The organism is Burkholderia latens (genome assembly GCF_001718795.1).
Taxonomy (GTDB): Bacteria; Pseudomonadota; Gammaproteobacteria; order Burkholderiales; family Burkholderiaceae; genus Burkholderia; species Burkholderia latens_A.
Genome location: NZ_CP013435.1, coordinates 1178134 through 1191906 on the forward strand (window position 1 = coordinate 1178134; position 13773 = coordinate 1191906).

General features: G+C 66.2%; 12 protein-coding genes. 10 read left to right on the forward strand and 2 right to left on the reverse strand.

Annotation, left to right across the window (positions count from 1 at the left end; all coding sequences use genetic code 11):
• Positions 1-133: 133 nt before the first annotated feature.
• Complete coding sequence (pdxY, locus tag WK25_RS05575) at positions 134-994, reverse strand: pyridoxal kinase PdxY (RefSeq protein WP_040143796.1); 861 nt, start codon at positions 992-994, stop codon at positions 134-136.
• A 171-nt stretch (positions 995-1165) separates the two neighbouring features.
• On the opposite strand from pdxY, the gene WK25_RS05580 reads away from it, so the two are divergent.
• Positions 1166-2221, forward strand: a complete 1056-nt coding sequence (locus WK25_RS05580; protein ID WP_069241145.1) for an alpha/beta fold hydrolase — start codon at positions 1166-1168, stop codon at positions 2219-2221.
• A gap of 25 nt (positions 2222-2246) precedes the next feature.
• On the opposite strand, the gene WK25_RS05585 is transcribed toward WK25_RS05580, so the two are convergent.
• The gene (locus WK25_RS05585) at positions 2247-3245 is read right to left on the reverse strand and encodes an LLM class flavin-dependent oxidoreductase (protein WP_040143798.1); all 999 of its coding nucleotides are present in this window, start codon (positions 3243-3245) and stop codon (positions 2247-2249) included.
• Positions 3246-3880: 635 nt separating this feature from the next.
• Between WK25_RS05585 and hpnI the strand changes: the two genes are divergently transcribed.
• From hpnI to WK25_RS05630, 9 genes are all read left to right on the forward strand, one after another.
• Positions 3881-5056, forward strand: coding sequence for a bacteriohopanetetrol glucosamine biosynthesis glycosyltransferase HpnI (hpnI, locus tag WK25_RS05590; RefSeq protein ID WP_040143799.1), 1176 nt, complete (start codon positions 3881-3883; stop codon positions 5054-5056).
• Positions 5057-5228: 172 nt separating this feature from the next.
• Entirely contained in the window at positions 5229-6671 is a 1443-nt protein-coding gene (gene hpnJ, locus WK25_RS05595) for a hopanoid biosynthesis associated radical SAM protein HpnJ (RefSeq protein WP_306427094.1), read from the forward strand.
• A 3-nt stretch (positions 6672-6674) separates the two neighbouring features.
• A complete protein-coding gene (gene hpnK, locus WK25_RS05600; protein WP_069241146.1) occupies positions 6675-7559 on the forward strand; it encodes a hopanoid biosynthesis-associated protein HpnK in 885 nt (294 codons plus the stop codon).
• Positions 7556-8599, forward strand: coding sequence for a lysylphosphatidylglycerol synthase domain-containing protein (locus tag WK25_RS05605; RefSeq protein ID WP_040143802.1), 1044 nt, complete (start codon positions 7556-7558; stop codon positions 8597-8599). The genes hpnK and WK25_RS05605 overlap by 4 nt, the downstream gene beginning before the upstream one ends.
• Positions 8600-8695: 96 nt before the next feature.
• Positions 8696-9250: a hypothetical protein gene (locus WK25_RS05610; RefSeq protein ID WP_059543748.1), complete on the forward strand. Its 555-nt coding sequence runs from the start codon at positions 8696-8698 to the stop codon at positions 9248-9250.
• Between the two features lie 266 nt (positions 9251-9516).
• The gene (locus WK25_RS05615; protein WP_040143804.1) at positions 9517-10206 is read left to right on the forward strand and encodes an ABC transporter permease; all 690 of its coding nucleotides are present in this window, start codon (positions 9517-9519) and stop codon (positions 10204-10206) included.
• Positions 10203-10916, forward strand: coding sequence for an ABC transporter permease (locus tag WK25_RS05620; RefSeq protein WP_040143805.1), 714 nt, complete (start codon positions 10203-10205; stop codon positions 10914-10916). The genes WK25_RS05615 and WK25_RS05620 overlap by 4 nt, the downstream gene beginning before the upstream one ends.
• A 21-nt stretch (positions 10917-10937) precedes the next feature.
• Positions 10938-11738 (forward strand): ABC transporter ATP-binding protein, encoded by an 801-nt coding sequence (locus WK25_RS05625; protein ID WP_006488736.1) that lies wholly within the window; start codon positions 10938-10940, stop codon positions 11736-11738.
• A 21-nt stretch (positions 11739-11759) separates the two neighbouring features.
• Positions 11760-12803, forward strand: a complete 1044-nt coding sequence (locus tag WK25_RS05630) for a GlxA family transcriptional regulator (protein ID WP_040143806.1) — start codon at positions 11760-11762, stop codon at positions 12801-12803.
• The last annotated feature ends 970 nt before the right edge of the window (positions 12804-13773 follow it).

Here is a 13773-nt window from a genome sequence, read left to right on the forward strand (position 1 = left end):
AGGCGCCGCGGCGGGCGAGCCTGGCCGGTACGCACGCGGCGGGCGGCGGAGCGCACGCCGGAAGAACGGAGAGCGGCGGGAAGGGCGGGAGGCTGAGAAGGGCGGCAGCGGTGACGATCGCGACGCGCGTGCGTCACGCGTCGGTCACCCAGGCGCCGAACCATTCGCTCGGCCGCGCGATTTCGTCCTGCGCGGCGACGAGTTCGAGCTCGTAGCGACGCGCGTCGTAGGTCGCCTTCACGACCGCGTGCACGGCCGCGAGCGTGTGCTCGAACGCCCCGCGCACCGAGTCGCCGCGCAGCCGGCAAGCGACGAAGATCGCGCTGGTGAGGTCGCCGACCCCGACCGGATGGCGCGGGAACGCATACAGCGGGCGCTGGCCGATCCACGCCTCGGTTTCGGTGACGGCGAGCATGTTGAAGCGATCGGCCGGGCTGTTGCGGTCGTGCAGGTGCTTGACGAGGATGATCCGGGGGCCGCGGCGGATCAGCGCGCGGCACGCGTCGACCGCTTCGGCGACGGTCTCGATGCGCCGCCCGGCGAGCTTCTGCAGCTCGGTGTGGTTCGGCGACATGCCGTCGGCGAGCGCCGGCATTTCCTGGACAATGAATTCCTCGACGCCGGGTTCGGGCCGGATGCCGCCCGTCTGTCCCATCGCCGGATCGCAGAAGTACCATGCGTTCGGGTTCATCGCCTTCACCGCGCGCACGATTTCGACCGTCGCGCGCGCCTGCGCGGGCGAGCCGACGAAGCCGGACAGCACCGCATCGCAGCGCTTGAGCGCGCCGATCGCCGCGACGCCGTCGACGAGCTGCTCCATCTTCGCGGCATCGATCGCGCTGCCGGCCCAGTGGCCGTACTGCATGTGATTCGATAGCTGGACCGTGTTGAGCGGCCAGACGTTGACGCCGAGGCGCTGCATCGGGAACACGGCCGCGCTATTGCCCACGTGGCCGTAGATGACGTGCGACTGAATGCTGAGGACGTTTTTCATGGAGATCCGCCTGCAGGCGTTTCAGGGTCACGTCACACGATACCCGAGATCGTCGCGCGCGCGAAAGTCGTGCGACGGCCGACTGTTGCGCGCCGTCGTCAGCGCGACCGCGTAGAATCGCGGGGCGCGAGGCCCGTGTGCCCGTATGCGTTTCCCCTTACCGTGATCGCCATGCCTTCGATTTGCAAGATGTTGTCCCTGGCCCGCGCCGCCGTGCTCGGCGCGGGTGTCGCCGCTGCGTGCGCGACATCGGCCGCCGTCCCGGCGCCCGCCGGCAACGACGGCCCCGCGTACGGCCCGCGCCTGGAAGGCTTCGCCTATCCGCAGCCCGAGCATCGCTACGCGTTCGTGTCGCAGCGCGAAACGCTCGAGATGGTCTACCTCGACGTGCAGCCGGCGCACCCGAACGGCCGCACGGTCGTGCTGCTGCACGGGAAGAACTTCTGCGCGGCGACCTGGGAGGACACGATCGGCGTGCTGAGCCGTGCCGGCTACCGCGTGGTCGCGCCGGACCAGATCGGCTTCTGCAAATCGTCGAAGCCCGAGCGCTACCAGTACAGCTTTCAGCAACTGGCGCGCAACACGCACGCGCTGCTCGAATCGATCGGCGTGAAGTCGGCGACGCTCGTTGGCCATTCGACGGGCGGGATGCTCGCGATGCGCTACGCGTTGATGTATCCGAAGGCGACCGACCAGCTCGTGCTGGTGAACCCGATCGGGCTGGAGGACTGGAAGGCGCTCGGCGTGCCGCCGCTGTCCGTCGACTATTGGTATGCACGCGAGCTGAAGACCAGCGCCGACGGCATCCGCCGCTACGAGCAGGCGACCTATTACGCGGGCAAATGGGCGCCGTCGTACGAACGCTGGGTGCAGATGCTCGCCGGCATGTACCGCGGCCCGGGCCGCGACGCGGTCGCGTGGAACTCCGCGTTGCTCTACGACATGATCTTCACGCAACCGGTGGTCTACGAGCTCGGCGCGATCCGCGTGCCGACGCTGCTGCTGATCGGCGACAAGGACACGACCGCGATCGGCAAGGATGCCGCGCCGCCCGACGTGCACGCGAAGCTCGGCCATTACCCGGAACTCGCGAAGCGCACGCAGGCGGCGATCCCCGGCGCGCAGCTCGTCGAATTCCCGGCGCTCGGACACGCGCCGCAAATCCAGGATCCCGATACGTTCCACAAGGCGCTACTCGACGGAATGAGCGCCGTACATCCGCAGTGATGCCGCGGCCCGCGCGCGCGCCGGCTCAGTGCGATTCGTTGGCGAGCTCGTCGCGGATTTGTGCGGCCAGTTCGAACGAGCGCACGCGCGCCGCGTGATCGTAGATCTGCGCGGTGATGATCAGCTCGTCCGCGCCTGTCTGCGCGATCCGGTCGCGCAGCTTGTCGCGCACCGTGTCGCGCGAGCCGACGGCCGCGAACGACAGCGCGTGCGCGACGTTCGCCAGTTCGAATTCGCTTGCCTCCAGCACGTCGACGGGCGGCGGCAGCTTGCCCGGCGTGCCGCGGCGCAGGTTGATGAACTGCTGCTGCAGCGACGTGAACAGGCGCCGCGCGTCGTCGTCGGTATCGGCTGCGAACACGTTGACGCCGACCATCGCATGCGGCTTCGGCCACGCGGCCGACGGCCGGTATTGCGCGCGGTAGAGCTCGAGCGCGCGCATCAGGTAGTCGGGCGCGAAGTGCGACGCGAACGCGAACGGCAACCCCAGCATCGCGGCCAGCTGCGCGCTGAAGAGGCTCGAACCGAGGAGCCACACCGGCACGTCGAGCCCCGCGCCGGGCACCGCGCGCACGCGCTGGCCAGGCACCGGTTCGGCGAAGTAGCGCTGCAATTCCGCCACGTCGTCCGGGAACGAATCGGCGCTGCCGATCAGATCGCGGCGCAACGCACGCGACGTGGTCTGGTCGGTGCCGGGCGCACGGCCGAGCCCGAGGTCGATGCGCCCCGGATACAGCGACGCGAGCGTGCCGAACTGCTCGGCGATGACGAGCGGCGCGTGGTTCGGGAGCATGATCCCGCCCGAGCCGACGCGGATCGTCTTCGTCGCGCCCGCGACGTGGCCGATCACCACCGCGGTGGCCGCGCTCGCGATGCCCGGCATGTTGTGATGCTCGGCGAGCCAGTAGCGCCGATAGCCGAGGCGCTCCGCATGCTGCGCAAGGTCGACGGTGTTGCGGAACGCCTGCGCGGCGTCGGCGCCGGCGGGGATGGGGGCAAGATCGAGTACGGAGAACGGAATCATCGGGTGCCTTCGAAAGGGAGGGGCGCGGTGATGCGAATGCGCAACAGATACCGACGATTTTGCCAAAGGGTTCCCGAACGCGCTGGCGACGCGCGGATACCCATGCGCCTTTCAGGGATGCAAGGCTCGCCCTTTCGATCGTTGCAAAAATCGATTCAATCGACGAACAATTACCGATGTTTACGGCGATTGCGCACGTCTTCGCATCGACATACAAATTTGCACGAAACGTTTGATTTTGAAGACTGCAATACGCCTGCAAAGGGCTTACGCTAACGTGAACGCGGTTGCACCAGAATGGTTCGCCGGCCTGGCAGCTTTGCCGAAATCGCACCAGTCCGTTTCACGCGGCGCTGCGCGCGGGCAGGCGCGGACTGCTAAAATCCGGCGCTTGCCCATGCTGTGCCGATGGTCGCCATTCGAATCTTCCCGCATCCCGTCCGGGCAGCGCGTGAGGATGTGCCACGCGAATCCGGGCATGGTCGCTTCGGCGAATGAGCCATGCCTCCCTACACAGACGCTGCTGGAACAAGGAGTCGGGTCGTGCCCGCGTTCGTTGCTGTCGGAATTTCCCATCACGTTCAATCCGGTTCGAGCGATCGGCATGGCGCCCGCGTCGCCGGGAGGCATCGCGCATGACGCCGACCGTCACGCTGCTCGACTGGCTGCTGATCGCGTTCACGCTCGCCGCCGCCGGCTATGCGCTCGTCGCGGCGTTCGCGCCGCCCCCGCGCACGCCCCGCACCGCCGCGCGCGACGGCTTCGCGCCGGTCAGCGTGCTCAAGCCGCTGTGCGGCGCGGAGCCGCATCTGTATGAGAACCTCGCGACGTTCTGCGAGCAGCGCCACCCGCGCCATGAAGTGCTGTTCGGCGTCGCGTCGGCGTCCGATCCGGCGATCGCGGTCGTCGAGCGGCTGCGCGCCGACTATCCGGACTGCGACATCACGCTTGTGATCGACGCGCGTGTGCACGGCAAGAACCTGAAGGTCAGCAACCTGATCAATCTCGCCGAACGCGCGAAGTACGACCGCATCGTGATCGCGGACAGCGACATCGCGGTGAAGCCCGACTATCTGGAGCGTGTGACGGCGCCGCTCGCGGACGCGTCGGTCGGCGTCGTCACGTGCCTGTATCATGCGCGCAGCGTCGGCGGCTTCTGGACGCGGATCGGCGCGCAGTTCGTCGACGCATGGTTCGCGCCGTCGGTGCGAATCGCGCACCTCGGCCGCTCGAGCCGCTTCGGCTTCGGCGCGACGCTCGCGCTGACGCGCGACACGCTCGACCGGATCGGCGGCTTGCTCGCGCTGAAGGACGAACTGGCCGACGATTTCTGGCTGGCCGAGCTGCCGCGCCGTCTCGGCCGCCGCACGGTGCTGTCCGAGGTCGAGGTCGCGACCGACGTGATCGAGCCGTCGTTCGGGCCGCTGTGGCACCGCGAGACACGCTGGCTGCGCACGATCCGTTCGCTGAATCCGGCGGGCTTCGCGTTCCTGTTCATCACGTTTACCGCGCCGTGGCTCGCCGTCGGCGCGGCGCTCGCGCTGCGCCTGGACGGCACCGTCGCCGGCACGCTCGCGGGCGGCGCGGCCGTCGTGGGCGCGTTCGGCCGGGTCGTGCTGCATGCGCGCGGCGAGGACGGCTGGCGCGCATTTTGGCGCGACCTGCCGCTCATCGCGGTGCGCGACACGCTGCTCGCGCTCGAATGGCTAGCTGCCGCGTTCGGCACGCACGTCGTGTGGCGCGGCGCGCGGATGACGGTCGTCGGCGGCGAGCGCGCGGCGGCGGCGGTGGAAGGCGCGGACGGCCGCTAGCGCACCGGCGCGCGAACCACGAGGAATCGGGACGAGCCGGTTCCGCGACGAATCCGGCCCGCGGGCCGAGACGCGCCGCGCGGCATCGCCGCGCGACGCGACATGACAGAGAGGCGGGCGCCGGCACGGCGGCCCGCGGTTGATTGACTGAATCGTTGAAACGAATCGAACTATGCAGGCTACCGGAGCATTCATGAAAACGCTGTTCTTGCAGGCCCCTTCGTATGACGGCTTCGACGGCGGAGCCGGCTCGCGCTATCAGGCGAAGCGCGAAATCCGTTCCTTCTGGTACCCGACGTGGCTCGCACAGCCGGCCGCGCTCGTGCCGGGCAGCCGCGTCGTCGATGCGCCGGCCGACGGGCTGTCGGTCGAGGAAACGCTGAAGATCGCCAACGACTACGACCTCGTGATCATCCACACGAGCACGCCGTCGTTCCCGACCGACGCGATGTTCGCGCAGGACCTCAAGAAGATGAAGCCGTCGATGCTGGTCGGCATGGTGGGCGCGAAGGTGATGGTCGATCCGCACAACTCGCTGACCGCGAGCGACGCGATCGACTTCGTGTGCCGCGAGGAATTCGACTACACCTGCAAGGAACTCGCGGAAGGCAAGCCGTTCGCGGAGATCAAGGGTTTGAGCTGGCGTGCGAAGGACGGCTCGATCGAGCACAACGAAGCGCGTCCGATCCTCGAGAACATGGACGAGCTGCCGTTCGTCGCGCCCGTCTACAAGCGCGATCTGAAGATCGACAACTACTTCATCGGCTACCTGAACTATCCGTACGTGTCGATCTACACGGGGCGCGGCTGCAAGTCGCGCTGCACGTTCTGCCTGTGGCCGCAGACGGTCAGCGGCCATCGCTACCGCACCCGCTCGGTCGAGAACGTGCTCGCGGAAGCGAAGTGGATCCGCGACAACATGCCGGAAGTGAAGGAGCTGATGTTCGACGACGACACCTTCACCGACGATCTGCCGCGCGCCGAAGCCATCGCCATTGGTCTGGGCAAGCTCGGCATGACCTGGTCGTGCAACGCGAAGGCGAACGTGCCGTACAAGACGCTGAAGGTGATGAAGGAAAACGGCCTGCGCCTGCTGCTGGTCGGCTTCGAATCCGGCGACGACCAGATCCTCGTGAACATCAAGAAGGGCGTGCGCACCGATTTCGCGCGCCGCTTCAGCGCGGACTGCAAGAAGCTCGGCATCAAGATCCACGGCACGTTCATCCTCGGCTTGCCGGGCGAAACGAAGGAAACGATCAAGAAGACGATCGAGTACGCGAAGGAAATCAATCCGCACACGATCCAGGTATCGCTCGCCGCGCCGTATCCGGGCACGACGCTCTACAAGCAGGCCGTTGAAAACGGCTGGATGGAAGAGAACAAGACCATCAACCTGGTGAGCAAGGAGGGCGTGCAGCTCGCGGCGATCGGCTATGCGCACCTGTCGCGCGACGAGATCTATCACCATCTCGAACAGTTCTATCGGGAGTTCTACTTCCGTCCGTCGAAGATCTGGGAGATCGTTCGCGAGATGCTGACGAGCTGGGACATGATGAAGCGCCGGCTGCGCGAAGGCGTCGAGTTCTTCCGCTTCCTGCGCGCGCACGAGGCCTGATTCGTGGCGACGCAGCGGGCGGCGCGGGCGCTGATCTTCACCGCGGACGACTTCGGGCTGCATCCGCGCGTCAACGCGGCGGTCGAGCGCGCGCATCGCGACGGCGTGCTGAACGCCGCGAGCCTGATGGTCGGCGCGCCCGCGGCGCAGGATGCGATCGAACGTGCGAGGCGGCTGCCGTCGCTCGCGGTCGGTCTGCATCTGGTGCTCGCGGACGGGCCGGCCACCCTGCCTGCGCATGAGATCCCCGCGCTCGTCGGCGCCGACGGGCGCTTCGGCGACGCGATGGCGAAGGATGGCTGCCGCTTTTTCTTCCTGCCGCACGTGCGTGCGCAACTGCGCCGCGAGATCCGCGCGCAGTTCGACGCGTTCGCGGCGAGCGGGCTGCCGCTCGACCACGTGAACGCGCACAAGCATTTCCATCTGCATCCGACCGTGCTGTCGATGATCATCGAGATCGGCCGCGACTACGGGCTGCGCGCGGTGCGGTTGCCTTACGAAGCAAGCGCGCCCGCGCTGCTCAAGCCGTGGATCGCGCTCGTGCGCGCGCGGCTCGACCGCGCGGGGCTCGCCCACAACGACTACGTGATCGGTATCGAGCATACGGGCGCGATGGACGAGGCCGTGCTGCTCGACGCGCTCGCCGCGCTGCCGGATGGCGTCGGCGAGATCTACTGTCATCCGGCCGAGGCCGGCGATGGCCCGATCACACCGACGATGGCCGATTACCGTCCGGTCGACGAGCTCGACGCGTTGCTGTCGCCGCGCGTCGCGGCCGCGCTGAAGGCGGCGGGCGTGGCGACCGGCGGGTTCGCGGACGTATTCGGCGAGCGCGGGGCGCCGCGCAGCGTGCGCCCGTCGCGCGAACCGGGGGCGCAGCCGTCATGACGAAGTGGATCAAATGGCTCGGCTGGCCGATCGGCATCGGGATCCTGCTCGCGCTCGGCCTGCACGAAGGCATCGGCGACGTGACGCAGATGCTCGAGCGCGCCGGCTTCGCGTTGCTGTGGCTCGTACCGTTCCACGCGCTGCCGCTGCTGCTCGACGCCTATGCGTGGCACCAGCTGCTCGACCGCCGCGCGTCGCTGTCGTTCCTGTGGTGGATCGCGACCGTGCGCGAGGCCGTGAACCGGCTGCTGCCGGTGGTCGGCATCGGCGGCGAGCTGGTCGGGATCCGGATGGCGCGGTGGCAGGTGCCCGACGCGAGCCGCGTGACCGCATCGGTGATCGTCGAGGTGTTGGTGACGATCGTCGTCCAGTATGCGTTTGCAGCGCTCGGCCTCGTGCTGCTGCTCGCGACCACGCATGACATGGGCGGCGGCACGATCGGCATCGCGCTGCTGCTGACGCTGCCGTTGCCGGTGCTTGGCGTCGTGCTGATGCGTCGCGGCGGGATCTTCCATGCGATCGAGCGGTTCGCGGGGCGTCTGCTCGGCGATTCGCACCGGTTGCTGCAAGGCGTCGACGGTAGACGGCTCGATGCCGACATCGATGCGCTGATGTCGCGCACCGCGTTGCTGTTCAGCGCGTTCTTCTGGCAGCTGGCCGGCTACGTGCTCGGCGCGCTCGAAATCTACTGGGCGCTCGCGCTGCTCGGCCATCCGGTGTCGATCGGCGGCGCAATCGCGATCGAGGCGATGACGCAGGCCGTGCGGCATGCTGCGTTCATGGTGCCGGGCGGCCTCGGCGTGCAGGAGGCGACCGTCGTGCTGCTCGCGCAGATGTTTGGCGTCGATCGCGACACGGCGCTGTCGCTCGCGCTGGTCAAGCGCGGCCGCGAGGTGCTGTTCGGATGCGCGGCGCTCGGTTCGTGGCAGCTGGCCGAGCTCGTGCGCACGCGCCGCCGGATCCGCACGGCGCCGGCCGCGTCGGACGCACGCCGCGCGGCGAGCCGCGACGCCGACAAGCAGGCCGAAACGACGCATTGAGCGCGGCACCGGCCGCGCGGTTCCGCAGTCCTTCTCGCGCTTTCGGCGCGGCGCGGGTATCCTTGCCGCGTGTTTTCTCGACGCGCATTTCTTCCGATGATTTTTCGTTTCCGGCTGTTTCCCGTGACGATGCTGGCCGCCGCGCTGGCGCTGACCGGCTGCGACGACCAAGGCCATCTCGACGTGCAACGCATCAAGGACTTCTTCACCGCGATCAAGCCCGCGCCGCTGCTCCTGAAAGGGCTGAAGGCCGGCGTTTCGACCGAGGCCGACGTGCGCGGCACGATGGGCAAACCCGAGACCGAGCGCACCTTCACCGACGGCTCCAAGCGCCTCGAGTACCCGCGCGGCCCGATGGGCAACCAGACCTGGTTCGTCGATCTCGACGCGAGCGGCCACTACATGGGCGCGACGCAGGTGCTGACCGCCGAGAACTTCGCGAAAGTGACGCCGGGAATGAACGAGGACGAGGTGCGGCGCCTGCTCGGCAAGCCGGGCGACATCGCGCAGTACCCGCTGAAGCCCGAGACCGTGTGGAGCTGGCGCTGGCTCGAGGACGGCGTGAACACCGACGCGTTCTTCAACGTCCATTTCGGCCCGGACGGGCTTGTCTATACGACTTCGCGCTCCGACATCCTGAAAGGGCGCTAAACCGGCGTTCGGCGCTATATCGAAAAAGCGACCGGAAAATTGCAAAAAACCCGCTTCCCGGCGTGTCATCGGACTGTCAGGAAGCGGGTTTTTTCCTTTTGAAACAGCAGCGTAGGCCGCGCACGGAAATGATGCGACGAATTGTTGCGACGCAGCATCCGGACGTGCGGTGATTTGAGGCAAACAATTTCGCTTGCGACTATCCGCGTCAGCCCGGCGCCGGACAGTCATGCGCGCCGGTGTTCCTTTCAACACTGGAGACGCGCGTGTTCCTTTACGGCTTTGGTCCCGTCCTGTGGGCCGGCACCGTGCAGACCATCGAGCTGTCGTTGCTGTCGCTCGCCACTGCGGTGGCGCTGGGGCTGATCGGCGCGGTGGCGAAGCTGTCGCACAACCGGGTGCTGCGAGCGATCGCGACCGGTTATACGACACTGATCCGCTCGGTGCCCGATCTCGTCCTGATGCTGCTGTTGTTCTACAGCATCCAGATCTGGCTGAACCAGCTCACCGACGTCGTCGGCTGGGACCAGATCGACATCGATCCGTTCGTCGCCGGTGTGCTCACGCTCGGCTTCATCTACGGCGCGTATTTCACCGAGACGTTCCGCGGCGCGTTCCTGTCGGTGCCGCGCGGGCAGCTGGAGGCCGGCGCGGCGTACGGGATGAGCGGGATGCGCGTGTTCGTGCGGATCATGTTTCCGCAGATGATGCGTTTCGCGCTGCCGGGCATCGGCAACAACTGGCAGGTGCTCGTGAAAGCGACCGCGCTGGTGTCGATCATCGGCCTCGCGGACGTCGTGAAGGCCGCGCAGGATGCGGGCAAGAGCACGTTCAACATGTTCTTCTTCATTCTCGTCGCGGCGCTGATCTACCTCGCGATCACGACCGTTTCCAACCTCGTGCTGATCCAGCTCGAGAAGCGTTATTCCATGGGCGTGCGGCACGCAGAACTATGATCGAGATCCTCCAGGAATTCGGCAAGGCGTTCCTTTACTGGGACGGCCAGCGCCTGTCCGGCCTTGCGGTGACGCTGTGGCTGCTCGTTGCGTCGATTTCGCTCGGCTTCGTGTGCGCGGTGCCGCTCGCGGTCGCGCGCGTGTCGAAGAAGAAATGGCTGTCGATGCCGGTGCGGTTCTATACGTACGTGTTCCGCGGCACGCCGCTCTACGTGCAATTGCTGCTGATGTACACGGGCATGTACAGCCTCGAGTTCGTGCGGTCGCACTCGCTGCTCGACGCGTTCTTCCGCAGCGGCTTCAACTGCGCGATTCTCGCGTTCGCGTTGAACACGTGCGCGTACACGACCGAGATCTTCGCGGGTGCGATTCGCGCGATTCCGCACGGCGAGGTCGAGGCCGCGCGGGCGTATGGGATGTCGCCGTTCACGATGTACCGCCGCGTGATCCTGCCGTCGGCGCTGCGCCGCGCGCTGCCGCTGTACAGCAACGAGGTGATCCTGATGCTGCACGCGACCACCGTCGCGTTTACGGCGACCGTGCCCGACGTGCTGAAGGTCGCGCGTGATGCCAATTCCGCGACCTACATGGCGTTCCAGTCGTTCGGAATCGCCGCGCTGATCTATCTTGCGGTATCTTTCGCACTCGTCGCGGCATTTCGCCGGGCGGAGCGCCACTGGCTCGCGTATCTCGCGGCCGGCCGTCATTGATTTCACTTCGAGGAGAGCCAGTTGGCCGAGATCACTCAAACGAGCGCGTCCGCTTCCGTCAAGCTTGCCGCGGTCGACATTCACAAGCGCTATGGCGACAACGAGGTGCTCAAGGGCGTGTCGCTGAACGCGAAGGCGGGCGACGTCATCAGCATCATCGGCGCGAGCGGGTCGGGCAAGAGCACGTTCCTGCGCTGCATCAATTTTCTCGAGCGGCCGAATGCGGGGCAGATCGTCGTCGACGGCGAGGCCGTGCGCACGAAGACGGACCGCGCGGGCGCGCTCGAGGTTGCCGATCACAAGCAGTTGCAGCGCATCCGCACGAAGCTTGCGATGGTGTTCCAGCACTTCAATCTGTGGGCGCACATGAACGTGCTCGAGAACGTGATGGAAGCGCCGGTGCACGTGCTTGGCATTTCGAAGAAGGAAGCCGAGGAGCGTGCGCGCGAGTACCTGGAAAAGGTCGGCTTGCCGCCGCGCGTCGAGAAGCAGTATCCGTCGCACCTGTCTGGCGGCCAGCAGCAGCGTGTCGCGATTGCGCGTGCGCTTGCGATGCATCCGGACGTGATGCTGTTCGACGAGCCGACTTCTGCGCTCGATCCGGAGCTCGTCGGCGAGGTGCTGAAGGTGATGCAGAAGCTGGCCGAGGAAGGCCGGACGATGATTGTCGTTACGCACGAGATGGGTTTTGCGCGCAACGTGTCGAATCACGTGATGTTCCTGCATCAGGGGCGGACCGAGGAAGAGGGCGATCCGAAGGAGGTGCTGGTGCGCCCGCAGAGCGAGCGTCTGAAGCAGTTCCTGTCGGGCAGTCTGAAGTAACGCGAAAGGCGGGTTTCATACGTGGTACCGGTGTCTCGTCCCGCAGGCGCCACCCGCACGATGCAGGTGGCGATCGTTGCATTGCCGCCCGTGTCGATGTCGGGTGTGGGTCCGATCGTCGATGCGTTGAATCTTGCGAACGAGATCGACGGGCGGTTGCTGTATCGCTGGCAGGTGTGTTCGTGGGACGGGCGGCCGGTGCCGCTGGCGGGCGGCGCGCAGTGGCATGCCGATGCGGCGTTCAACGACGCGATCGCGTGCGACTGGCTGATCGTCGTGTCGGAGCGGTTTCAGCAGTTTGCCGACTATCGGTTGTTTCTGGCGAGTCTCGCGCGGGTCGGTCAGCGTACGCCGGTCGTGACGGGCATTCACCACGGCGTGTGGTGGCTTGCGATGGCCGGGCAGCTTTCCGGATATCGCGTGAGCGTGAACTGGGAGACGTATCAGCAGTTCGCCGAGCAGTTCGAGCGGTCGATCGTCACGCAGCAGATCTTCGAGATCGATCGCGATCGGGCGACCTGTGCCGGCGGGCAGGCGACTGTCGATTTCATGCTGGCCATGATTGGCCGCGAACATGGGGCCGATCTCGCGGAGCGGATTGCCGATGCGCTTGGAGCCGGGACGCTGCGCAGCGGCGAGGAGCGGCAGCGGATTCCTTTTGTTACCGCGCCCGGTGAGCGGCATCCTCGGCTCAACGATGCGTTGCTGTTGATGGAAGCCAATGTCGAGGATCCGTTGACCACCGATGAGATCGCCGGGCTTGTCGGCGTGTCGCGGCGGCAGCTCGAAAGGCTCTTTCGGCAGTATCTCGGCGCCATGCCCTCCAAGTATTACCTCAATCTGCGGTTGCTCAAGGCGCGCACTCAGTTGCAGCGGACCAGCAAGTCGGTCGTTCAGGTTTCGCTCGCTTGCGGGTTTTCTTCTGCTGCGCATTTTTCTAACGCTTATCGCGAGCGGTTCGGCGTTACGCCACGGGAAGATCGGCGAGCCTGGCTCGAGAAGCAAACCGGCGGCGGGGGGGAGCCTCGCGGGGGCGCGTTGGTCGAGCGTGGGGGAAAGGATTGATTTCTTTTTGCCGTTGGGTGGGGAGATCGCGGTTGGCGTGAAGTACCTGTGATCGTGTCGGTCTATTAGCGTCGCCCCTGCGCGGGGCGGCGGTCACTTTTCTTTGTCTTGCCAAAGAAAAGTAACCAAAAGAAAGGCGCCCGGATAACGCATGACTTCCCGGTGCCGTGGTCGCCGGAGTGGCCGCCGCCTAAGTGTCCGCGCCAGGCCGGAACCCGGAGTGGTTCGAGCAATGGTTCCGACATCACGCACCACCCAACAAAGCGGTATACCGCCCGCTCGCTCCGTCCTCGCTTCGCTCGGCCGACAGGTGCACCCCTGTGACACACGTCATCTCGATTTGCCTATGCGATCGTGGCGCTCAGCGAATGATGGAATCAAACAGGACATCATTCTTGCTGCGGACAGTGACACATCGCACTCCTTTGCGGTGGATCCGCCCATCGCGATATGCAATTGCGGGGTAATGGATGCAATCGATTCCGCTTTGCAATGTGAACCAATCTGCAGTTGCGACCCCAGTGCTTGGCATATGCGGGGGCATAAGGCAATGCGAGCGGCGGACCTTGCAGCCGAGCGAAGCGAGGATGGAGCTAGCGGGCGGTATACCGCTTTGTTGGGTGGTGCGTGACGTCGGAACCATTGCTCGAACCACTCCGGTTTCTTGCCTGGCGCGGACACTTAGGCGGCGGCCACTCCGGCGACCACGGCACCGGGAAGTCGTGCGTTATCCGGGCGCCTTTCTTTTGGTTACTTTTCTTTGGCAAGACAAAGAAAAGTGACCGCCGCCCCGCGCAGGGGCGACGCTAATAGACCGACACGATCACAGGTACTTCACGCCAACCGCGATCTCCCCGCCCAACAGCAAAAAGGGCAAAAACGGCAAAAACGGCCTCCCGCCTGGCCCCGCGCCCGAAGGGCAAAATAAGCGCACTATCCGCTTCCGATAGAACCCGTCGCAAATCCGCAA